The organism is Paenibacillus sp. J22R3 (assembly GCF_056269305.1).
This window is the reverse complement of the sequence record NZ_JBWDNS010000004.1, coordinates 47479-70438: the sequence shown is the minus strand read 5'-3', so window position 1 is coordinate 70438 and position 22960 is coordinate 47479. Positions and strand designations below refer to the sequence as shown.

At 52.7% G+C, this 22960-nt stretch carries 12 protein-coding genes; 4 read left to right on the top strand and 8 right to left on the bottom strand.

Going from position 1 to position 22960, the window contains the following annotated elements:
* The first annotated feature begins 42 nt into the window (after nt 1-42).
* On the top strand, nt 43-1797 hold the full coding sequence (locus tag AC0YN4_RS19165; protein ID WP_475836513.1) for a cache domain-containing sensor histidine kinase: 1755 nt from the start codon (nt 43-45) through the stop codon (nt 1795-1797).
* 216 nt (nt 1798-2013) lie between these two features.
* On the opposite strand, the gene AC0YN4_RS19160 is transcribed toward AC0YN4_RS19165, so the two are convergent.
* Nucleotides 2014-4947, bottom strand: a complete 2934-nt coding sequence (locus tag AC0YN4_RS19160) for a carbohydrate-binding protein (protein WP_475836512.1) — start codon at nt 4945-4947, stop codon at nt 2014-2016.
* A 256-nt stretch (nt 4948-5203) separates the two neighbouring features.
* On the opposite strand from AC0YN4_RS19160, the gene AC0YN4_RS19155 reads away from it, so the two are divergent.
* Nucleotides 5204-6931, top strand: a complete 1728-nt coding sequence (locus AC0YN4_RS19155; protein ID WP_475836511.1) for a sensor histidine kinase — start codon at nt 5204-5206, stop codon at nt 6929-6931.
* Nucleotides 6932-6935: 4 nt separating this feature from the next.
* The gene (locus tag AC0YN4_RS19150; protein WP_475836510.1) at nt 6936-8567 is read left to right on the top strand and encodes a helix-turn-helix domain-containing protein; all 1632 of its coding nucleotides are present in this window, start codon (nt 6936-6938) and stop codon (nt 8565-8567) included.
* Nucleotides 8568-8617: 50 nt separating this feature from the next.
* Here the strand turns inward: AC0YN4_RS19150 and AC0YN4_RS19145 are convergent, their stop codons facing one another.
* The 6 genes from AC0YN4_RS19145 to AC0YN4_RS19120 all read right to left on the bottom strand — a co-directional run bounded on the left by AC0YN4_RS19145 (nt 8618) and on the right by AC0YN4_RS19120 (nt 19892).
* Entirely contained in the window at nt 8618-10786 is a 2169-nt protein-coding gene (locus tag AC0YN4_RS19145; protein ID WP_475836509.1) for a galactose-binding domain-containing protein, read from the bottom strand.
* Between the two features lie 572 nt (nt 10787-11358).
* Nucleotides 11359-12396 carry a glycoside hydrolase family protein gene (locus tag AC0YN4_RS19140; protein WP_475836508.1) on the bottom strand — a complete coding sequence of 346 codons (1038 nt, stop codon included), beginning with the start codon at nt 12394-12396 and terminating at the stop codon, nt 11359-11361.
* Between the two features lie 32 nt (nt 12397-12428).
* Complete coding sequence (locus AC0YN4_RS19135) at nt 12429-13310, bottom strand: carbohydrate ABC transporter permease (RefSeq protein ID WP_475836507.1); 882 nt, start codon at nt 13308-13310, stop codon at nt 12429-12431.
* Nucleotides 13311-13328: 18 nt separating this feature from the next.
* Nucleotides 13329-14228: an ABC transporter permease gene (locus tag AC0YN4_RS19130; protein WP_475783377.1), complete on the bottom strand. Its 900-nt coding sequence runs from the start codon at nt 14226-14228 to the stop codon at nt 13329-13331.
* A 108-nt stretch (nt 14229-14336) separates the two neighbouring features.
* Nucleotides 14337-16046 carry an extracellular solute-binding protein gene (locus AC0YN4_RS19125; protein WP_475836506.1) on the bottom strand — a complete coding sequence of 570 codons (1710 nt, stop codon included), beginning with the start codon at nt 16044-16046 and terminating at the stop codon, nt 14337-14339.
* 114 nt (nt 16047-16160) lie between these two features.
* The gene (locus AC0YN4_RS19120; protein WP_475783375.1) at nt 16161-19892 is read right to left on the bottom strand and encodes a galactose-binding domain-containing protein; all 3732 of its coding nucleotides are present in this window, start codon (nt 19890-19892) and stop codon (nt 16161-16163) included.
* An 828-nt stretch (nt 19893-20720) separates the two neighbouring features.
* Between AC0YN4_RS19120 and AC0YN4_RS19115 the strand changes: the two genes are divergently transcribed.
* Nucleotides 20721-20936 carry a PHP-associated domain-containing protein gene (locus AC0YN4_RS19115; RefSeq protein ID WP_475836505.1) on the top strand — a complete coding sequence of 72 codons (216 nt, stop codon included), beginning with the start codon at nt 20721-20723 and terminating at the stop codon, nt 20934-20936.
* A 509-nt stretch (nt 20937-21445) separates the two neighbouring features.
* On the opposite strand, the gene AC0YN4_RS19110 is transcribed toward AC0YN4_RS19115, so the two are convergent.
* Nucleotides 21446-22927 carry an aminotransferase-like domain-containing protein gene (locus AC0YN4_RS19110; protein WP_475836504.1) on the bottom strand — a complete coding sequence of 494 codons (1482 nt, stop codon included), beginning with the start codon at nt 22925-22927 and terminating at the stop codon, nt 21446-21448.
* Nucleotides 22928-22960 lie beyond the last annotated feature (33 nt).

The window sequence follows — 22960 nt, the reverse complement described above, 5'->3', positions numbered from 1 at the left end:
CCCGGCCTCATTCATCGCCTGCTGATAAGACCTTTTCTCAACATGCACTTGCGCAACAAGCTGTTCGTCGTCTTCGGGCTCGTATCCGTTATTCCCCTGATTTTCTTTGCCATCTATTCCTACGAAACGATGAAGAGCGAATTGACCAGACAGATGTATTCCAACATGCTCTCCACGACCGATCAGATTGGCTCCAACCTGAAGATGAAGCTCGATTCCTATTCCAAAGTCTCCTCCTCCTTGTATCTGGACAGCCGTCTTCGCGACTTCCTGACCATGGATTATTCCAACAATAACCAATACGTCGATGCTTATGAATATATCAACAGCTCGTTTCGAAATCTGCTCGTCACCAACACGGATCTGAGCAGTGTGACCGTCTACACGACCAATCTGACTTTGCCCACCGATCAGGTGTTTATTAAACGCGCCGATAATGACCTCATGCGTTACCCCTGGTTCAGCTTGGCGAGTAAGTCTTACGGCAGCGTTACGTTCACCGTTATGCCGGCCACCAATCCGTCCAGCGATCAAGTGACACAAGGCATCGAGGAGCGCAAACCGTCCCGCATCGTGCTCGCTCGTCTGCTGGACAACAACAGCCTGAACTATCCCTACGGAATCCTGACCATGGATATTCCTGAAGTCGACATTTACGCCCTGATGGCAAAAGAAAACAATAACAAAGAGCTATTCATCGTTTCTGAGGATGGAGCCATCATTTCCGGCAAGGACAAAAGCAAGATTAACCACAATCTAAAGGAGTTTGTGCGGGGCGATTGGGGGAACAGCAAGGCAGGCAGCTTTATTGGGATGTATAAGGGCGAGCGTGTTTTTGTCGTTTATAACTCCATTGATAACGGCTGGAAAACCGTCTCTATCGTGTCCTATAACAGCCTGCTAATGAATGTGAAGATTGCGTTCTCTCGGTTGTTTACGATTGCCATCGCCAGCTTAATCCTATCCATTATCCTCATTTACATAACGGCCAGGTGGTTCACGATTCGAATCGAGAAGCTGCTGCAGCTCACACGCCGAATTGAGTCGGAAGACTTTGATGTCCAAGCCGTATCGACATGGCATGATGAGGTCGGGCTGTTATCCTTCGCCATGACGAAGATGGCCAGGCGCATGAAGGAACTGATAAATGAGGTGTACAAGAAGGAGATTGCGAAGAAAGAAGCGGAAATGAGCATGCTGCAGGCGCAAATTAATCCGCATTTCCTCTACAACACGCTGGCCTCCATCTCCTCGCTTGCGATGCGCAGCGATGACAATCGCATTCAGGACATGGTTACCCATCTGGCGAAGTTCTATCGGATCTCGCTGAACAAAGGAAAAACCATTGTCGGCTTCGCTGAGGAGCTGCGGCTGACGAAGTCCTACATTGCCATCCAGCAGCTGCGCTTCGAAGGACTCCTTCATGTGCACTATGACATTGAAGAAGCCGCACTGCCTTATCCGGTGATCAAGCTGATGCTGCAGCCTTTTATCGAGAATGCCATCAATCACGGGATATGGGACGACGAGGCCGGCATCAACGTGATCATAAAAGCTTGCATCCATGAGGACACGCTCGTGCTCCATGTCATCGACGACGGCATGGGCATGCGGCCGGAGAAGCTCCAACGGATACTCGGTGATGAGGAAGGTGACGGAGCTTCCGGCTACGGCATACGCAACGTGGACCGCCGCATTAAGCTGACGTTCGGAGACAGCTATGGCGTCCATATCTATAGCCGGCTGGGCATCGGCACTGCAGTTCAAATTCTGATTCCGTTAAGAGGAGCTTTATAAAAAGGCATTAAGAAAACCATGACTCTGATCCCGCCGAGGGCTGAGAGCCGCAAAAAGCGACTCTCAGCGGCAAAAACGCCGCAAAAAGAAACTGAGAGTCGCGAAACCCGACTCTCAGCATCATCAAACCCAAGACCCTCCCGTGCGAGAATAGAGCAAATTTGGAGCTTCAACGATCGTGAGAGCGGCATATCCGCTATCGTTCACCAATTCCGTTTAGTTCTTAGGCGTCAATCGGAATAGCTTCGATTCCATCGGCTCAAGCGTCACTTGCAGGGAGCCTTGAACGTCGCCGGTAGCTGCGCCCGTCCAGAGATCCTTCAGCTTATAAGCCGCACCGCTGTCCAAACCGGCCCTTGCTAAATCTACGGTTCTCTCGACAGGCGTGCTGCCGTAGTTAAAGAGCGCGATGTAATAATCGCCTTTATCTTTCAGCACGAAGGCATCCGCAGCTTTAGCACCGGTATTCCCCTCGATCGGGCGGAATGCTTTTCCGATTTGAGCGACTTCCAGCACGGCCTTATTCGTCAGCAGGGCCGTCATGTATTCCTGCGCTTTTGCATCGTGAACGTTATCCGAATCCATAAACACCGTACCCGAAATAACAGCGGAGTTGACTCTGCTTCTAGCCTCGATTAACGACCCCGCTCTGGACAATGCCATATGATCGGGATCCGTGTAATGATAGATCGTTCCGTTCTGCCACCAGCCATACGTCAATGCGTTCAGTTGGAACTCCGTATCGGAGATGCTGCCGAACGTGTCGGTAGCGATCCGTCTGCTATGCGCGTATTGGCTTGGGAACAGCGGCGCAATGGAGGCGCTGATAAACATTTTATCCGCGATGAGGCTATCTACATAAGCCATACCTTGGTTATAGGCTTGCGTTCCGGTTTGGACCGCAGGATCGTAGTGGTTGCCTTCCAAGGCACCATGGGTGAGGAAATCCAGCTTGATATATTCGAAGCCCAGATTCTTAAAGCGGTTAAGGAAATACGCGATCCGCTCCTTAGCCCCCGGGTGAGACGGATCTACCGCATAAGCGCCGTCCAATTTAGGCAGCGGGTTGCCTGATTCATCACGCAGGATGATATCTCCGTATTTATAACTGGATCCCTCCACCTGCTGCTCCATATTGTCGCCCCAATAGACGAACGGTCCCCAGTAGATGCCGGCTTTCTGCCCGTTCTTGCGGACCTTGGCCACAACGTCCGCTAACTGCGCTTCCGTTAGATTATCCCAGTACGAATCCAAATTGATATAGGTAACCTTCTTATTATTGAAGCCTTCCTTCTGCAGATGCTGCTTCACGTAATCGGACGTATCCAGCACATCCTGATAGGTCAGATTGCTGCCAAAAGCACCCCAGCTGTTCCAGCCGACAGGCACGCCTTCGGGAACTTTTTTGCCGAATGCAAGCGGCGGAGCAATCACTGCGTTTGCCTTACCGTACTCTTCCATGCCTTTCCGATAATCGCCATAGAAGCCGACGAATGCCGTAGGCGATGACAGTACGGTTCCCTTAATGCTACCGTGAGCAACCGAATCATGCGTTTTCGCGGTCGACACGCCGCCGAATACTTCCAACTGATTCAAGCGATTGTTTTCGCCGGTGAAGCGAATTCCCGTTTTCCAAGTATCGTGAGTTACCGAACCTACAATAAGACCGCTCCTGCTGGCATTATCATAGATCGCGGACACTTCATAACTTGTATCTGCTGAATTGATCGGCACAGCTTGATGACGAATCCACATATCGTTGTCATAAGGAACGGATAATACCCGCCCGTCCGTATAGCTGCCGATATCGATGCCGCCGGTTGAATTCGTTACGAGCGGAGCCATATAGTTCGTTTGCAATTCTGCAGCGGATACCGCTTCTGTTCTGGTGAAGAAATAAGGCTTATCCTCATAGAAGCTGTACCATTGGTTCAAAGTCGGACTGCCTTCTTGGCTGTTGACGAATTTCACCTTTATGCCTTTGCCGAAGCCGTCTTTCACGGGGGTCACATCCGCCATGGAGAAGCTGTGGCTGTCGTAGCAGCTGCTCGCCTTTTCTGCGAATTTGCTGTATACCCCTTTGGCGATCGTCTTATCCTTCCAAGCATAATCCGCCATCCCGCTATCCGTGCGGTAAGTAACGGCATAGTCGCCATTTTGGATGACAACCGCGTCTGCATATTCAGAGAGTTTGATCGACCCGAACTTCTTCTTGGCTACCTGTTCGCCAAGCGCCGCTGCTTCTGTGGTTACCTGCTCACAAGGCTGCACTTGCCCGCCTTCTACAGGCGTTACGACGATTTTGTCCATATCCGGTGAATACCCGCCTCCATCCGAGAACAGAATGGTGTTGCTTCCGGCCGCCAGATTGACGCTGATGGTCTGTGAGCCTACGGTATTCCAATCCTTCGTGCTCTGGAAGAGAATATTTTGCGCCGGACCGCCGTTCGTGCTCACATCGGCAGCACGCGGATCTCCGGAAATATAAAATACGGTAACGTTGTAGCTGCCCGCCGCCGGGACATTAACAGCATTAAATTGCAAGGATGCACCTTGATAGAGATTTCCTACCTTTTGCCCGCCGGAGCAAGCACCGCAATTCGATACTTGCGCATTCCCCGTCAAGGTGTTGCCGGAAGCTTCCGCCTCATAGCCTTGTGCGATCGGATAAACCTCGATTTTATCAAAATCAGGCGAGTACCCGCTGCCATCCGAAATGTCGATGTAGTTGCTGCCTTGCACAAGCGTCATCGGAATGGTTAACGTGCCTAACGTATTCCAGTCTGCCGTCTTGTCGAAGTCGATATGACGGGAGGTGCCGCCATTTGCGCTAATGTCCGCGCTTCTCGGATCTCCGGAGATGTAGGAGAATACAACGTTATACGAGCCGGCCTCCGGCACCTCAATATTGGTAAACCGCATGCTGCTTCCTTGGTACAAGCCCCCCACCTTCTTGCTGCCTGAGCAGACGCTGCAGTCGGCAATGGATGCATTCCCCGTCATCGTGTTCCCCGCTGCTTCCGCTTCGTAGCTGTAAACCACTTCGTTCGCGGAGCTTGCTGTGGCGTCTGCATTGGAGCGCGTAGACGTGCCGAAGGACAAACTGCATACAAGCATGAAGAGTGCTAAACAAGTTGTTAGCGTTTTCATAATGAACTCCTTCCAACCTTTTATTTGGATACATCTATCAATTTAATGCAGCGCGAATAGCGGTACAATCCCAATATCTTACGAAACATACGGCAAAATAAAGGAATCCTGACGGCCGGATTGGAGCCGAAGTCCCAAGTCATCATCCGTTCTCTACTTTCGCTCTACCATCCTCAACTTCTTTCGGAATGTTCGTTGTAAGATAGCGTTTACACGCTATACTTAAGAGAAAATCCACCAAAGGAGAAGGTTCCGAATGAGCTTTCTGCGCCGGCTTACCCTCTACCCCAAGCTCGTTCTGACCTTTCTGGTCATCATCATTCCGCTCGTTACCATCAGCCTTCTCATGAATATCCGCAGCGAGCGTCTCGTACGTAACGAAATAACCAGCTCGATGCAAGCCAAGGTTAATTATTATATCAACGCGCTTGAGGATGATTTCGGACCTCTTGTCACATTGGAGCAGCAATATACGCTCGACGATGACATCTTTAACCTCGCCTACTCATCGATCATCATGACCAGCGAGCAGTATACGAATGCGGTCAGGAATGTCCAGAAGAAACTGCAGATTTTAAAGAATATGAGCCCTTACGTAGAGGACGCCTTCGTCAACTTCCCCGTGCTCGATCGTAAAATATCAGCATTATCCTTCAATGAATTGAACCACGAGGAAGCAGCCGCTTTGAATCAAATGGCCGATACGTTCGAATCGCCCTTCCTTCTCTACCAGAACCGGCTATGGATGAGTCTGCCCTACCCGAACAGCCAAGCCATCGGCCGCGGGTTCACCATTGCGCTCGAAATATCGAGCCTTGCCATCAAGGATTCGCTGTCCGGTTTCCTCATCGACGGCAATGGCGGCGCTATGCTTATGGATGAGGGTTTATCCTGGAGCGAGACGAGCGGCAACGTGCCTTCCGACCGCAAGAAGCTGCAAGCCCTTATTCACGCACAACTACAAGCCGGGCAGAAGAGCGGCTACGAAATCATCGAGGATGGAGACTCCACGTATTACGGGTTCTTCGAGAAGTCATCGAAGCTGGGGCTTACGCTCGCGATTTTCGTGGAAGAAAGCAGCTTCATCGGTCCGCTTAAACAATACGCGATATGGCTATGGGCCATCTCGATTGCCGCTCCGATTCTTATCCTGCTGTTTTCCTATCGGCTCTACCAGCTTATCCATACGCCGCTGAAGAGGCTTGTCAGCGCATTCAAAGGACTGGAGAAAGGCGATCTCTCCGCCCAGCTGAATTACCGTTCAAGAGACGAATTCAATTACTTGTATTTGCAATACAACCGCACCGTGTCCAGGCTCCAGGATCTGATCAACGAAGCGTACGTCCATCAATACCAAATCAAGGTTGCCGAGCTCAAGCAGCTGCAGTCGCAGATCAATCCGCACTTCTTGTACAATAGCTTCTTTAACCTGCACCGGCTGGCGAAACTTCAAGAGAATGACAAAGTCGTCGCCTTCTCCAAGCATCTGGGCGAATACTTCAAATACGTTACCAAGAACGCCGACTTCGTGCCGCTCGAACAAGAGATCAAGTTCTGCCGATCCTATGCGGCTATTCAAGGCATTCGGTTCGACGATCATGTCCGCGTCGAATTCGGCGAAGTCCCGGAACGCGTCAGCTCGCTGGCCGTGCCCAAGCTGCTGCTTCAGCCGCTTGTCGAGAACGCCTACCAGCATGGATTAGAGGATCAAGTGAAAGAAGGGCTCGTTATTGTCGCTTTCGAGGATTGCGGGGACCATGCCGAAATCGCGGTGGAGGATAACGGGGCGCTGGACGAAGAAGAACTGGCGCATATTGTTGCTCTATTGACCGACGCGGAATATAAGTCCGAGAGCGAAGGTTTGCGTAACGTTCAGCTGCGCATTCGGCTGAATTTCGGCGAGAATGCCGAACTGCTCGCGGCTCGGGGTGCGCTCGGAGGCTTGCGAATGACCATCATCATTCCATTTAAGGAGGCGGCATAAGGAGATGTACCGATTGTTGATCGTGGATAACGAACCGATTATCGTAAGAGGGCTTCAGCAGCTATTGGGAGAAGAGGCACCGTTCGAGCTCGACGTCTATGGCGTACATTCGGCCGAAGAAGCATTGCGGCTGCTCGGTATGATGAAGATCGATATCGCTTTGCTCGATATCCGCATGCCCGGGATGAACGGCCTTGAGCTGCAAGCCAGGATTGTGGAGCAGTGGCCGGACTGCAGAATCGTCTTCCTCTCCGGTTACGACGACTTTTCTTATATCCAGACCGCTTTCCGCAACGGAGGCGTCGATTATGTGCTCAAGATGGACGGCGATGAAGCGATCATAGCTGCCATTCAGAAGGCGATTGACGAGCTGTCGCGTGCAAGCTCCATGAACCAATGGATTGACCAAGCCAAACATAAGCTGCAGCAGTCGCTTACCCCCTTGCAGCGAGATTACGTGAGCCAGCTGATTCACGGCTTAGCGCCTGCCAAGCAAGAGCGAATGGATGAGCTGAAGATGGCGATGGACGCATCCGTATCGCCGCTTCTTCTAATCTCGCGCGTCGATCGTTTTGCCTCGTCTCATTCCGATTCGGATAAAACGCTCATGTATTACGCGCTGCAAAATATTGCCGGCGAGTTCTGGGCAGGCTGCCGGGCTTTCAGCGTCATGCTGGATTCGTCCGCGATGGTGACGTTTATCCAGCCTGTTTCAAGCAGTCAGTGGGAGACGCTCAGTCCGCGATGGATTCGGTTCGTGCATGGCCAGCTGGAAACCATACAAGCCGCCTGCAAACAATATTTGAAGCTTCCTGTCTCGTTCGTAGCCAGCTCGGAGACCGTCCTCTGGGACGACATTCACTTGAAATACGCCGAGCTTAAGCAAATCTTGTTCTACGGCTTCGGCCAGCGTACCGAGATGTTACTGACGGATGGCGTCAATCGCAACTTCTCCTCGGGAAGCCCGCAAACCAACGAGACGATCATCAAAGCCCAAAGTCGGTTAAAGCAGCTCTTATCCTCCGAGATGGCGCTTGAGAATCGGCTGCTCGCCGATTTCGATGAGCTCGCCGCGCTCTCCCGCAAGCTGACAGGCAATCATCCTTTTCTGTACGAAATGTACAACGGCATCGCCTATATGCTGTTATCCGCCATTAATCACCAGCCACGGACGGAAGAGTTTCCATCCGATTGGCTGACCAAGCTCGTTTCGCTGGATGCCCACTCCTCTTGGGAAGAGGCGCTCGATTATTTGCGGGACATCATCCGACGCTTGCTCGACATTCGCAATCAAGAGAGTGAGGCCGGTGCTCATCTGCTGATTGCCAAGCTGAAATCCTTTATCGACAGCCACTTGAACGAAGACCTGTCGCTCGTCCGGCTTGCGGAAACCGTCTACTTGAATCCGACCTACTTGTCTCGCCTGTTCAAGCAGCAAACCGGTCAAGGGATTTCCGAATATATCGCCGAGCTTCGGCTGACCAAGTCCTGCGATCTGCTCAAGTTCTCGAATCTGAAGATACAGGATATCGCTTTGAAGGTCGGATTCGATTCTGCGACATCCTTCGGCAGGTTCTTTAAGAGAGAAATGAACGCGACGCCTCATGAATATCGGGAGAGCGCATCCGCATCATAGAAGAAAGCCGCCGGTGATCGATCACCGACGGCTTTCTTAGTTATTGGAACTTATTGAAACACCCTGACATAATCGACAAACATGTCGACTTGATTGTTATATCTGGCGAGATCGATCGGCCAACCGCCGCCGAGCGCCAGGTTGAGCATGAAGTACATCGGCGTTTTGGCTTGGTCGAACGTCGTATGGCGCCATACCTCTACGTTGTCGATGTAGTAGATCGTGTCGGTCGGCGTAATCTTGGTTCCGTATATATGCCAGGTCGACGCGTTGTCACCGAACGCGAAATTAGAGGAAGAACAATGCGTGTCGTGCATTTCCGGATTACCGGCCCACCAGTGCTTCGCCTGGCAAGCGCCGTTCGGATCTTGTCCGTAGGCTTCGACCGTATCGATCTCCGCCGTCGATGGCACGCTTTGCGAAATGCTGTTCTGCGACATGAGCCAGAACGCCGGCCATGTCCCTTTGCCTGCCGGCATCAGAATGCGAGCCTCAAAGTAACCGTAAGTTGCAGCGACGCCCGTACCGTTGGTACGTACGGAAGACAGCAAGCCGCCGGTGTAGGTGCGGTTCCAGCCCATCGGATCAACCGTACCGGCCGGCGCTTTCTTAGCTCGAATGCGCAAGTAGTTGCTTCCGAGGATCGCAAACGGATCATTCGCACTGCCGTAATCGGCGAATATCGCTTCACCGAATTCGGTGCCGTTCGGCGCGTCCGGTTTAGAGGTTGCATAGGTGGCTCCGGCGCCTGTGCGGGATGCCGACAATGTACTCGTGAAATCGTCTTGGAAAAGCACGCTCATGCCTGAAGCTTGGGAAGGCGCGGACGGTATGCCTTGTTTCCATGTGACACCGCCTTCGTTATACAGCTGGACATAACAGTTGTCCGAGTGCGCATAGTTCGGATTGCCTTCAGGCGAATCCCATGCGCTCAAGATGACCGAGATCGGTCCATGCGGGAAGTCAGCGGCCGGGAATGTTACTTCGCCATAACCGTTCGCATCAGGTGTTACCCGCTGGAACCAGGCATCGTAGCCGTTCGCGTTCGGATGCGCGGTGTCCGGCTGGTGCCAGGACCTGGCCCATACGTTCTGCATGCCCGGAGCGTAGAATTTAATCGTAATTGTGCCGTTAATCGAAGCGCCGTAGGAAGGCGAAACGACGCTCACTTGGTAATTCGGATAAGTCCCCGGGTTGGTTGGCGGGTCCGTTGGAGGCGTCGTTCCACCTCCGGTGCCGAAATACTTGATTTCCGTCGCACCGGATGCCGAACCTGATTGCGGCGTGAAGACAATTCTCATCTTGGAGGTCGTAACCGCTGTGAAGGTGACCGTATTCACCTGACCGCCTGTCGGTGCAGCCGGCGACTTGGATTGGCTTGCCGCATTCGTCCATGCTGTCCCGTTCCAGTATTGCACGTTATAGGAAGCCGGAGCTTTCACGCCGCCTCCGTCATCATAAATATAAATTTCAGCTTGGGATACGGCGCTGCTTGCGCTCAAATCCTTCTGCACCCAGTCGGTTGCGTTCGGTGACTGGTAGCTGGTCCAGCGATTATGCGGTGAATTTACATACGAGATCGTTCCGTCATCGACATCGTCCACCTCATCCATGTGGAACGTATAGGAGGCCGTGGATGTTCCGGCCAGCAGCGATGATGGCGGGTTAGTTGGTGGATCAGTCGGAGGCGTGGAAGAACCCGTGCCATAAGCGATTTCGGTTACACCGGACTTGGAGCCCGATTGGTGCGTGAAGACGATTCTGAATTTACTTGCCGACACGGACGTGAAGGTTACCGTGTTGACTTGGTTGGCGGTCGGAGAAGCCGGGGATTTCACTTGGCTGGCAGCGTCCGTCCACGTGCTGCCGTTTAAGTATTGTACCTTGTAGGAACCCGGTACCTTCACGCCGCCTCCGTCGTCATACAAATAGACCTCGGCGCTGCTTCTCGTTACGGCCGAACCGAAGTCCGTCTGTACCCAGTCCGCGGCGTTCGGTGATTCGTACGCTGTCCAACGGTTGCTCGGCGTATCATCGTAAGACACGATTCCGTCGTTCACCTCGCTCGTCGCGTCCATGAAGAACGTGTAAGACGCCGTGACAGTGGCCCCGGTGTCATACGCAAAAACCTGCATGCCGGAGAACAGCGTAGACAAGAGAACGCTTACAATTATGAGCGATAAGAACGCTCGCTTGGGCCTTAATCTCTTCTTTGTCATTAATCATCACTACCTTTTCGCTAAATTGGGCTGCAAGTGTATTATAGCGAAGCCGCGCGCCGCTGCCATCAGCCGTTCGCTACTTTCGCTCTACCGTTTTCTACTTGTTTGGGGTCGGGCCGGTCAAGCTCAAATAAAGCGCAGCCCTTGGCGGACTGCGCTTACTCATCTTCCAACCTGTAACGGTTGTGACAGTGGTTATTTGACCTCAAATGCCCGCTATTATTTTATTACGGTTGTAAGCGAGCTTATTTGGACATTTTCCAATAGAAATCAACCATTATGCAGTGAATAACGATCCTCACAACCGTTAGATTAATAAAAGTCGTTCATTTCATGAAATAGCCACGCTGACAACCGTTACAAATATTGCCCTTCTCAGATAAACCGAAAATGAAGAAATCCTGCGTAATGAAACGTGGGGTACTCTACAAACAGGGAAGGACTCGAGGCTTTCGCGGTTTTCCAGACTTTCCAGACTTTCCAGACTTTCCAGACTTTCCAGACTTTCTAGGCTTTCGCGGTTTTCCAGGCAGCTGAAAGCGCAGCCCTGAGCGGGCTGCGCTTCTAGTTTACGCTATGGGCAGACTCGTCCGAAGCATGATGCATCGGAATTCGCCTTCACCCTCCGCTACAATGGACGCGTCCCCGGGCTTAGCGGGGCGGCATGCGCAGTAGAAGTGATAGAAGCGATGATTCCAATAGATCACCGAGGACTTATGCGCATGAGTCTCATCCACCTCACCCGGCTCGCCATGCGGAATCCACGGCTCATTCACGATGGCCCAGTCCGTTAAATCCTTCGATGCCGCAAGCAGCCCTTGCGCATGCTTGCCGTCGAACCCGAAACCAAAGTTCAGCCAATTGCCCGTCCGGCTGTCGAACCGGATATGGGGGTCGCTCACGTATTGGCTGTAGAACGAACCCGGCTTCGCACCCATAACAGGTTCTCCACCGGCGAGTCTCGTCCAGTGCAGCAGATCATCTGACACTGCCAACCCCGTCTCCTCCGTCCATGGCCAATTCGGTTGATCCTTGGCATTGTAGAACATCCAATACCGTCCCTCGAATTCGACGAAGCAGCACTTATACAATCCTGCCCGCTCCCAGCTGCCGCCGTTCTCATACGAGAAGATCGGCTCTTCGAGACGGTGCCACTCCAGCAGGCTCTCGCTCTCGCACCAGGCCAGCCCCATCTTCGCTCCCCCGGCCTCATAACCAAACTCGGGATAGGCATGATAGATCATCCAGTACTTGCCGTCGACCTGCTTCAAGCGAGGCAGCTCGTATAAATCATTATTCTCCAGCAGTACCCAAGAGTACGCCGCACCTACATAATCCCAGCGCGAGGCATCTTCCCCCCGGTCCAGAATCACGCCTTCGTGATTCCACTCCACTAAGTTGTCGCTCACAGCAAGCGCCGTCCGATACCCTAATCCATCAAAGCCGATATGCATCATATAAAACTTGTCGTTGTGGTAGAAAACAAACGGACAATCCACCGACATCGCATTATAGGTGCCTGCCTCGCCTGAACCTTGAAGCACCGGCACTTCCCGTTTATACGGGGTGCGCAGATGCTCAAATTCACCTTTCGCTAAACCTGCCATACGCTCCGGAGCTCCTCTCACCTTCAACTCTTCTACTCTTTCACGCTGCCTACGATAACGCCTTTAATGAAGAATCGCTGCAGAAACGGATACACGCAAATGATCGGCAAGGCAGCCAGGAAAATCTGCGCGCCTTTCAACGTGCGATCCGAGATGTCCGCCAGCGCCTCCGCATCCACCATCGAGACGAGGCTGAGATCGCGATTAATGACGACGGTTTGCAAATAGCTTTGCAGTGGATATTTGTCCGGTGAATTCATCAAGATGAGACCGTCAAACCATGAGTTCCAGTGCCCCACCATGGAGAACAAGATCAGCGTGGCGATTGCCGGCATCGACAGCGGTACATATACTTTCCATAAAATCGTCCAATGTCCTGCCCCATCGACGAAAGCCGCTTCCTCCAGCTCTTTGGGCAATCCACGATAGAAATTAAGGAGCAATACGGCGTTAAATACGTTCACCGCTCCGGGCAGAATAAGTGCTCCCATCGTGCCTAACAAATGAAGCTTCTGAATGACGAGGTACCAAGGCACGATTCCGCCACCGACCAGCATCGTCAAGACGAAGAACCAGACGTAGAACAATCTACCTCTAAATGCAAATGATTCCTTGGACAACGGGTATGCGAGCGTAATGGTCAGCAGCATGTTCAGCGCCGTCCCGAGCAGCACCCGCTCTGCGCTGACACCGAGGGCCTTCATAAACTCGGGCTTCTGCAGCACGAAATTGTACGATTGCCAGGTGAAGTCCACCGGCCACAGCGACACCTCGCCGGAGCTCGCCGCAGTACTCGAACTGAGCGATACCGCCAGCACGTTTACGAGCGGGAACAAACAGAGAAAGGCAAGCAGGATGAGAAATAACGCATTAAAGACATTGAATACTTTTCCGGATACGGAAGTCGTCTTCATTATGGGTTCCGCTCCTTATTAGAAGATTCGGTAATTGGCCAAGCGATAAGCGAGATAATAGGAAACGGATATCAAAACGATCGATACGCCTGATTTCATCAACCCTACGGCCGTTGCCAGACTGTATTGCGCTTGCTCAAGACCGAGCCTGTACACGAGCGTGTCGATGATGTCTCCGCTTTCGTAAACGATCGGACTGTACAAGTTGAAGATTTGATCGAACCCGGCATTCAAGACGTTGCCCAAGCTCAAAGTTGCCAGAAGTACGATGACCGGCGCCATGCCCGGCAGCGTGATATGCACCATCTGCTTCCAGCGGTTCGCTCCATCGATAACAGCTGCCTCGTAAAGCGCCGGATTAATACCCGCAAGCGCAGCCAAGTAGACGATCGTGCTGAAGCCAAACTCCTTCCACACGTCCGAGATGACAACGACGGCCGGAAACCAATGCACATTGCCAAGGAAGAAGATCGGTTCGACGCCGAACACGCCGAGAAATTGGTTCACAATACCTGAAGTCGGCGACAAAATATCGATAAGAACGCCGCCCAAAATAATCCACGATAGAAAGTGAGGGAGATAGATCAGCGTTTGAATCGAACGCTTAAACGTGTGCTTACGCACTTCGTTCAGCAGAAGTGACACCACAATCGGCACAACTAACCCTGCTGCGATTTTCATCACGGCGATGAAGACCGTATTGCCAATGACCTGCCAAATGTCCGGCAGCTTAAACATGTAGTCAAAATTGTCCCATCCCACGAACGGGGAGTGGGCAAAGCTCTTCACGACGGAAAATTTCTGGAACGCTATAACGAGTCCTGCGATCGGGCCGTAACTAAACACCAGCACCAGCAGGAACGAGGGAGCCACCATCAGATGCAAAGGCAGCTGTCGGCGCATTTTCGATTTCAACATCTACGGACACCGCCTTCCCGGCACAAGATAAGGAAGGGAGGCCGGAAGCAAGTCCCGACCTCCCGATTGCGTGTATTACTTATGAGGATTAATGATTCATGGTGTTTATTATTTTTTGGCGTACCAATCGTTTACTTCCTGCGTAATTTGCTCGCCGCCCAGTTTGTTCCAATCGGATACGAATTGGTCGAAATCAGAGATCGGCGCACCTAGAATGATTTTCGTAAACTTCTCCAATACCAATTTATCCAAAATCGCTTGTTTGTCCGTCATGCCCGGCGTTGGAGCACCGAAGAACTCACTCTTCATCAGCAAGTTTTGATCGACGTAATTCGCTCCGATGACATCCCACGAGCCGCCGGCTCCGAATACTTTGTTCGTGGCCCAGTTCGTTCTGTCGCCGCCGTTGAACAGCACGATCTTGTCGTAGTAGCTCTTCTCTTCCGGCGTCAGTTTGGCTGCATCATTGGCTTGCAACGCTGTAACCACGTTCTTATGCACGGACAGCAGACCTTGCGGTGTTCCGAAGCCGCCTTGCAGCAGCGCGTATTTGAAGAACTCGATCCCATCCGCGCTGTGGAACTTGGCAGGCTCAGCCGTTTCTCCGATGATCTTCTCATTGTAGAGGTTGAACAGCTTCACGATCGCTTCCGGATGCTCGGCGCCTTTCTTGACGACCCAGAAGGCGTTGAAATCAGCTTTGGATTGCGCCATGGCAGGCGTTCCGTCCACGGAAGGGATCGGGAACACGCCCCACTCGGCGTTCGGATCTTTGTTCACGCCGTCTTGCAGCGGCCACAGCGGATTCCACATGGCGCCGAAGCTCATCCCTACTTTGCCGGCCGTTTGCAGCTCGGCTGCTTTACCGCCGTCTTTGACGCCGAATTCTTTGTCAATCATGCCTGCTTTATACAGCTCTTGCAGTTTCGCGAGGGCGTTCTTCATTTCCGGCTGCGTGCTGCCGTTGACGAGCTTGCCGGAGCTGTCCTTAATCCAGATGTTCGCGTAAGCGTGGAAGCCGTTCATGAAACCGGAGAAGTCCGGGTATCCGCCGAACAAGTCCTTCGAAGCAGCAAGGCCGTAAGTATCGTTCTTGCCGTTGCCGTCCGGGTCTTTTGTCGTGAAGGCTTCGGCAATTGCAATGAAGTCATCCATTGTTTTCGGTTCAGGCAGGCTAAGCTTCTTGAGCCAGTCTGTTCGAACATACAGTAGCGGAGCTCCGCCTAGGTAATCTTCGGCAGGCGGAATACCCATCAGCTTGCCGTCATACATAGCCGCCGACTTGGCGTTGGTTCCGCGGTCAATCATGGTTTTCGTCAATTCGGAACCGTAGTCCGCGACGTATTGCGTCAAATCCTCAAGCTGGCCGCCTTCTGCCAATTGGCGGAATTGCACGGAATCGACCTGGAAGATGTCGGGCAGATCGTTCGACGTAATGGTCAGGTTCATCTTCTGGCCATATTGGTCGCCATTAACGATCCATTTGTACTTGATCTTGATGCCGAGCTCGCTCTCGTAAGCTCTCGTCCACACGTTGTTCTCGATCGTGTCGCCGTCTTTGAATTTGTAAGTAGGGTCTGTGTAGCGGACAGCCGCTACTTCGATCGGCGGATCGTATTTGGCGTTCGGATCGATCGCCGCCGGAGCTTCGTTCTCGGCTTGTGCCGGTTCGTTAGTGGTTGTGGATTCAGCTGTAGTCGCGGTGTTGTTCTTCGTGTCAGTCCCGCCATTGTCGCTATTATTGCCGCATGCAGTCGTAACTGCCAGCAATAGAGCAACGGATGCGGTCAAGCTTCTGTTGCGCAGCTTCTTGTTCATACTGTGCCTCCCCGATTATATGTGTGTCGTAAGGAATCGTTCCTTATATACTTAATGATAAAACAGCTTTATGCTCAAGCCTATCGTCCGTTGTTGACATCGGATCGACCGATTTCAACTTCTTGCGCGGTAGAGATCATAGAGCAGCGCTGCTGTCTCCGCGCGAGTCGGCGTATTGCCGAGCTGGTCGAACAGGCCGCCGATCGCTGCAGCATCGAGATGAGAAGCTGCCCATGCCCGCTTCGCGATTGTCGTCATTTCGACTTTCGTGATGGAAGCGGACGGATTGAATTTGTTATTTCCGCTGCCCAAGACGATACCTACTGCTCTGGCGGTGCGCAGGGCATCCGAGTAGTAGGCCGTGGCGGACACGTCGGAGAAGCTGTCGTCTGACTTCTGTCCTTTCCATTCCAGAATTCGCGAAAGCAGCACGACGAAATCCGCGCGGGAAATCGTTAGTTCCGGACTGAATTGATGATCTGACGTTCCTTTAATAATGCCTTTGGAAGCTAACACTTCGATGGCTTGCTTCGCAGGCGATGAGCCTATGTCTTCGAATGTCTTCCGGACATCAGCAACGGCATACGCGCTGAAATGGGTTGTCGTAAAGACGACAGCTTTCGCTTCGGCATCGTAACGTCCGTTTGGCACAGCATGGATTTGGCCCGATCCATCCACGTACCACACGACAATATGCTCGGGATTCCGTAATTCCTCCGCCGTCGGCACATAAGGAATACGGACCCGGACCGGAGCCAGCGGGTTATTCCACGAAATTGCCTTATCCCCATCCAGGGCGGTCAGCTCGATAACGGGATGATTGCCGATTAGTTGTTTCGTCTCTGCATGCAAAGTATCGGTATCTATGCGGCCAATCTGAATGGAAACCTCGGTTGAAGCGATGGACTGGCCCTTCAACATATCGCCCGGCAGCTCGACCGATGCATGCGGCGTTTTCACTTCAATCGCTAGCGACGAACCGCCCAATAAAGCGTCGGCAGGCAGTTTGAGCTCATAGGTTGGAGCTGCTTGTTGAGATGAGGATGCTGCAGGCGCTTCGAGTACGATTTTATGGATACCGCTGGCTGCTGCTGCAAGGTCTTGGGCTTGCTTCCATACGTCTTTGCTCACGGCTAACGTCGTCGTTCCCGTAGTTGCATTCGTCGATACACTAGGTTCGACTACGACCGTATCTCCGACTACCTTCGTTTCCGGAATTGGCGCAGGCGCAGATGAACCGGACGTTGGAGGCTGAACAACTGCGTTCGGTTCAAACACCCTCACATAATCCACGTACAAGTCGATTTGATCGCCGTATTTCGCCAGATCGATCGGCCAGCCTCCGCCAAGTGCCAGATTGAGCATGAAGTACATCGGCGTATTGGCTTGTTCGAAGGACGCATGCCTCCATACCTCGACGTTATCGATGTAATAGATGACTTCCGAATCGGTAATTCGCGTGCCATACGTGTGCCATGTCGAGGCGTTGTCGCCGTAAGCGAAATTGTCGTCCGAGCAGTTTGTTTGATGCGTTTCCGGGCTGCCTGACCACCAATGCTTGGCTTGGCATGCACCGCTGGGATCGTGACCGTAGGCTTCTACCGTATCGAGCTCAGCCGTCGATGGCAGATGATCCGGACCTGAACTGTTCTGGGACATTAACCAGAATGCCGGCCATGCTCCTTTGCCTGCAGGCATTTGCATTCGCGCTTCAAAATAACCATTCGTCGCGGCAATGCCGGTTCCATCTAATCCGACGGAAGAGAGCAATCCGCCGATATATTTGCGGTTCCAGCCTTGCGGATCAACGTAACCATCCGGAGCCTTCGTTACACGAATACGCAAATGATCGTCACCGAGAATGGCAAACGGATTAACCGCATCAGTCGGATCTGCGAAGATCGCCTCGCCGAACTCCGAGCCATTCGGCCAGTCCGGCTTCAGCGATGCATACCTCGTGCCTTCACCCGTCTTGGATACCGACAACGGGCCCGTAAAATCATCCTCGAACAGTACATGCATGCCTGCCGTTTGCGGCGGCGCTGCCGGAAGTCCTTGCTTCCACACGACTCCGCCTTCGTTATACAGCTGCAAGTAGCTCGTTGTGGACTTTGTGAAGTTCGGATCACCTTCCGCTGAATTCCAAGCATTCAAGATGACGGTCAGTGGACCATGCGGCAAGGTGTCGGCATCGATTTGGATCGAGCCATTTCCCTCCGCATCCGGTGCAACGTTCTGGATCCAGGCGTCATAGCCATTGGGATCCGGATTGGCTTCATCCGGTTGATGCCAGACTCTCGCCCATACATTCTTCATCTCCGGGGCTTTGAAGTCGATAGTCACATTGCCCGACACATTCGAACCAATCGTTGGGGAGATGATTTCGATCGCAGGTTCGACTATCACAACAGGAGGTGCCGTCGGTACCGGTTCTTTGTTCGTGTCGACATACGAGATTTCGGTCGCCCCGGATTTGGCGTCACCTTGGTGCGTGAACACGACGCGATACTTGCTTGCAATCACCGTGTTGAAAGCAACGAGATTTAAGCCCGCAACCGGTTCGGCTGGTGTGCGCACTTGTTCGGGAACACTCACCCATTCACCGCCGCTTAAATATTGAACATCGAACGACGCCGGTGATTTCACACCACCGCCGTCATCGTAGAGATAGACACCGGCCATATTGCTGGAGCGTGCATTCTCATACTCCGTCTGCACCCAATCCGAACTATTCGGAGAGCCGTATGCCGTCCAGCGGTTACGCGGAAAATCATTCAACGAGATGATACCGTCATTGACAAAGCCAGCGTCATCGCCGTTGTTTGAGTAAGAAGCCGTCGCCGTGCCCGCGGAAGGCTCCGTCGGCAGCGACTGTGTGGAGGAATCGACATACTGAATTTCGGTAACGCCGGTCTTAGCTGTGCTGTGCGTGAAGAGAATCCGATATTTCTGCGCTTCCACCGAAGTGAACGTAACCAGGTTAAGCGCATTGCCTGCAGGCTCGGCAGGCGTTTTCACTTGATTAGCAGCGCTCACCCATTCATTACTCCCATTTAAATACTGAACGTCGTACGAAGCAGGCGGCTTGATACCCCCTCCGTCTGCGAAGAGATAGATGCCGACCGCGTCCTTCCGCTTCGACGTGCCAAAGTTCGTCTGCACCCAGTCGGTTTCGTTCGGAGATTCGTAGGAAGTCCAGCGATTCGCGGGAGCCGCTTCGTAGGACACGATACCATCGTTAACGTGACTTACCTGATCGAGACGGAACGTATAGGATGCCGATGCATTGCCAAGCGGCGATACTTCCGCACCGGGAATTGGCTCTGTGTTCGAATCAACGAAGGCGATTTCCGTCACGCCGCTCTTCGAGCCGGAATGCGTGAAGAGCACACGGAATTTCGCAGAGGTTATGGAGTCGAAAGTAACCAGATTCAGCTCATTGCCCGTAGGGGCAGCCGGCGATTTCGTTTCGTTCGGAACGTTCGCCCAATCTGTTCCGTTCCAATACTGGACGTCGTACGAGCTCGGAGCCTTGATGCCCCCGCCGTCGTCGAAAATATAAACGCCCGCCGTGTTTTTGGATGTGGGACTTGCATATTCAAACTGTACCCAATCCTGCGGGTTGGTGGATTCATAAGAAGTCCAGCGACTCTTGGGGTCGTCGTCATAGGATACAATGCCATCGTTCGCATCTTCCAGACGGTCACCGTGGTACGTGTAAGATGCCGTTAGCGAAGCTGCGGAATCCCCTGCGGCTGCCGCCGGCAGAATCGGAAAGCAGCTTATGATCAAACCTAAGGTTACTGCCATAGAGAACCATTTGATGAGTACGGATTGCCGTTTCATTGCGTAAAGACCACTCCATTCTCCTTAGAAGGTACTCGGCATTCAGGGCCCTGAACGCCGATAACTTAATCTTACGGGAGGGCTCGGCTCGCGAATATCATCCGTTGCCGACTTCGAATCTACAATTCTTTACTATTTCGAGCGAACATACCAAAGGCTCCTGCCTGTAAAGGAAGGAGCCTTGCTTTATTAACGATATGAACCATTAACCCACTTCCACTTCCCATTGCCTATGCCCAATGCCCAATGCCCACTTCCCAATGCCATATGCCCAATGCCCACTTCCCCGCCATCCTGCTCCCGTACATTTGCTCCTATTCGGCATCTTTGCCGGAGGCTGCCCGAGAAAGTTTAACGGTTGTCAGCGTGGCTACTTCATGGAAAAATCGACTTTTCCTACGGTAACGGTTGTGAGAGACGTTATCTCCAGTAAAATGGTGGATTCCAATTGATAAATGCCCAAATAAGCTCTCTGGCAACCGCTAGAGAATGAACAAGGGCTTTTGATGAAAAATAACCACTGTCACAACCCTTACAATATAAAATGCGGTTGTTAAGGGGCTGAGCCTTGAGATTCTATATGCGGAAGAGCTCTAACGAACCGTACGAAGCTTATTTGACCGATAATGCCTCCATAAAAATCTCTAACGGATCGTACAGGCCTTATTTGACCGTATGTGGGTATTTCGAAGCCGATAATCCCAATATAAGACCCCTACTGTTCGTTAGAATTTCGAAGTCCCGAAATTCGGCCAAATAAGGCCCCCACGGTTCGTTAGATTTTCGCAGAATGCGCGATGCGGAATGTGAATTACTGGGTTACTAGGTGTGAGGTGTGAGATACGGAATGCAAATTGCGAATTGCGGGGACGTGAGACAGGAACAAGGCGGGAGCTTGAAGTCTTCGCCGCACGCCTCGGCAAACCGATAGTAGCCGGCAGCGATTCGCATCTCCCCGTCCAATTCGGCGTCGTGCGCAACATCCTGCGGGACGATTGCCTGACCATCGACGATGTTCGCCACTGCATCCTCAATGGGCGCTAGGGCATCGAAGTTTCTTCCACCGTCAACCTCCGTGTCGGTATGGCGAAGTTGATCAAACGGACGATAAGCTGATGGGCCGCGCTTAAACGATAATCGCATGAGAAAACCCCGAAACACGGCATGAGCAGCCGTTTCGGGGTTTCTCTATTTGAACCATATACGGCCTTCCCCGTTAGTACTTGACTGGGGTAGCGGCTTTCTTTTTATTTTTCAGATATCTCCCAAACCAACTCATCTTCTTGTTTCGTTCCAGTATAAACTTAGCTCCATCAATCAATAGTCTGGATCTCAACTCGTCGCGTCGATTCAATGTATGCAACCTCTTCAGAAACTGCTCGTCCACCGGCCCATCCCCCCAATGTTGTTCATAGAGAAAGTAGGAACTTATGCGTACCTACATCTTATGATGTCCGGTGAAAAAAGAGTGTCATACTATCTGCGAGAATACGATGAGTTTTGTCGAATTTGAATAAGATTTGATTTACTCTCTCCGAATCTCCTGCTTGTGCCTATCCTTGATTCACAAACCTTACTTCCATGCGTTGCCGAAGCAGCTCTCGAATGCCGTCACCTATTGCCCGGATGCCGGGCTGGATGAGTCCTTCCTCTACCTGCGAGACGCTCAGCCGGAGGATACCGTCTTGCCGGAACTCCGGCAGGTACATGTGCGCAGCAGGATTGACCCGCACGCCGAGCTGCAGCAAGTATTCGGCCGTCGGCTGCGCCCGGAGTGGTGCCGGCAGGCCGATCGTGGTATAGAAGCCGGAGGTTGATCTGGTATAGGCGGTTCCCGGCGGCAGATACTTGCGGTACGCTTCCTGCAGCAGCACCGCCTTACGGCGGTAAATCTTCCGCATCCGGCCGATGTGGGCGGCGAACATACCGCTCTCGAGGTACACCTCAAGAGCCCCCTGCGTCAGCAGCGGCGAATGCACGTCGGCTGCAGCCTTCGCCCGCAGGAAATCCTTCCGTAGTCCATCCGGCAGCACTGCCAGACCAAGGCGTAAGCCCGGAAGCATGACTTTGGAGAAGCTTTTCACATAGATAACCCTTCCGGACGGATCGTAAGCGAACATGGGATCGTTCTTCGAATCGTCATCGAGGTCCCCCATATAATCATCCTCGACGATATACACGTCATACCGCTGAGCCAGCTCCACCATGCGCTTGCGGGCTTCGTTCGTGTGGCTGTACCCGGTTGGGTTGTGGAAACGGGAAACGGTGTAAAAAAACTTGACGTCACCTTCCCGAAACAACGTTTCCAACCGCTCCAAATCCATACCGCCTTCCTCGTACGGGATACCGTACACTTCGCCATCATAGCCCCGCAGCGATTCGATCATGCCGACATGCACGGGCTGTTCCAAGACGATATTCCTCTTGCCATTCGGAAAAGGCAGTCCCACCAGCAGATGCAGCGCCTGCTGAGAGCCGGTCACCACATAAATGTGCTCCGGGATGGTGAACACCTGCAGTTCCCGCAAATGCCGGGCCAGCTGGAATCGCAGCGAAGCGAGACCCTGCCCCTCCGAATACGTGAACATGTCCTCGCGGTACCTCTCGATGGCCTCGTTCATGCAGTGCTGGAAATCCCGGTACGGCATGGCGTTTCGGTCCGGACCCGCCCATTCAAAATCGATGGCATCCTTCCCCTCAGTTGAGCTTCTTGCCTCTTCCCCACTTTGACGGCGATGCGCGACATAATAGCCGCTCTGCGGCACGGCATAGATCCGGTGGTTTTGCTCGAGCTCCCTGTACGCCCGTATCATCGTATTTCGGCTGCAGTTGAACGCTTCCGCCCCTTCCCGGATCGACGGCAGCTTGTCCCCCGGCCTCCGCTTCCCGGCCTTCATCTCTTGCAAAAGCTGTTCCACAATCGCTTCATACAGCATCTCCACATGCACTCCTCTCAGCCAACTGTATGGGTACAATCGCTGCAAACGGCGAAGCAGCACCGCCGTTAATTCCTCTATACTCAGTGTTGTCGACATGAGCCTTCCTCTTATTCCATTATGAGGAAGCCA

Coding starts and splice junctions, on each gene's coding strand:
- AC0YN4_RS19160 (WP_475836512.1), bottom strand. CDS start 4,947: ATGAAAACGCTAACAACTTGTTTAGCACTCTTCATGCTTGTATGCAGT.
- AC0YN4_RS19120 (WP_475783375.1), bottom strand. CDS start 19,892: ATGAAACGGCAATCCGTACTCATCAAATGGTTCTCTATGGCAGTAACC.
- AC0YN4_RS19125 (WP_475836506.1), bottom strand. CDS start 16,046: ATGAACAAGAAGCTGCGCAACAGAAGCTTGACCGCATCCGTTGCTCTA.
- AC0YN4_RS19140 (WP_475836508.1), bottom strand. CDS start 12,396: ATGGCAGGTTTAGCGAAAGGTGAATTTGAGCATCTGCGCACCCCGTAT.
- AC0YN4_RS19165 (WP_475836513.1), top strand. CDS start 43: ATGCACTTGCGCAACAAGCTGTTCGTCGTCTTCGGGCTCGTATCCGTT.
- AC0YN4_RS19150 (WP_475836510.1), top strand. CDS start 6,936: ATGTACCGATTGTTGATCGTGGATAACGAACCGATTATCGTAAGAGGG.
- AC0YN4_RS19130 (WP_475783377.1), bottom strand. CDS start 14,228: ATGTTGAAATCGAAAATGCGCCGACAGCTGCCTTTGCATCTGATGGTG.
- AC0YN4_RS19135 (WP_475836507.1), bottom strand. CDS start 13,310: ATGAAGACGACTTCCGTATCCGGAAAAGTATTCAATGTCTTTAATGCG.
- AC0YN4_RS19110 (WP_475836504.1), bottom strand. CDS start 22,927: ATGTCGACAACACTGAGTATAGAGGAATTAACGGCGGTGCTGCTTCGC.
- AC0YN4_RS19155 (WP_475836511.1), top strand. CDS start 5,204: ATGAGCTTTCTGCGCCGGCTTACCCTCTACCCCAAGCTCGTTCTGACC.
- AC0YN4_RS19145 (WP_475836509.1), bottom strand. CDS start 10,786: ATGACAAAGAAGAGATTAAGGCCCAAGCGAGCGTTCTTATCGCTCATA.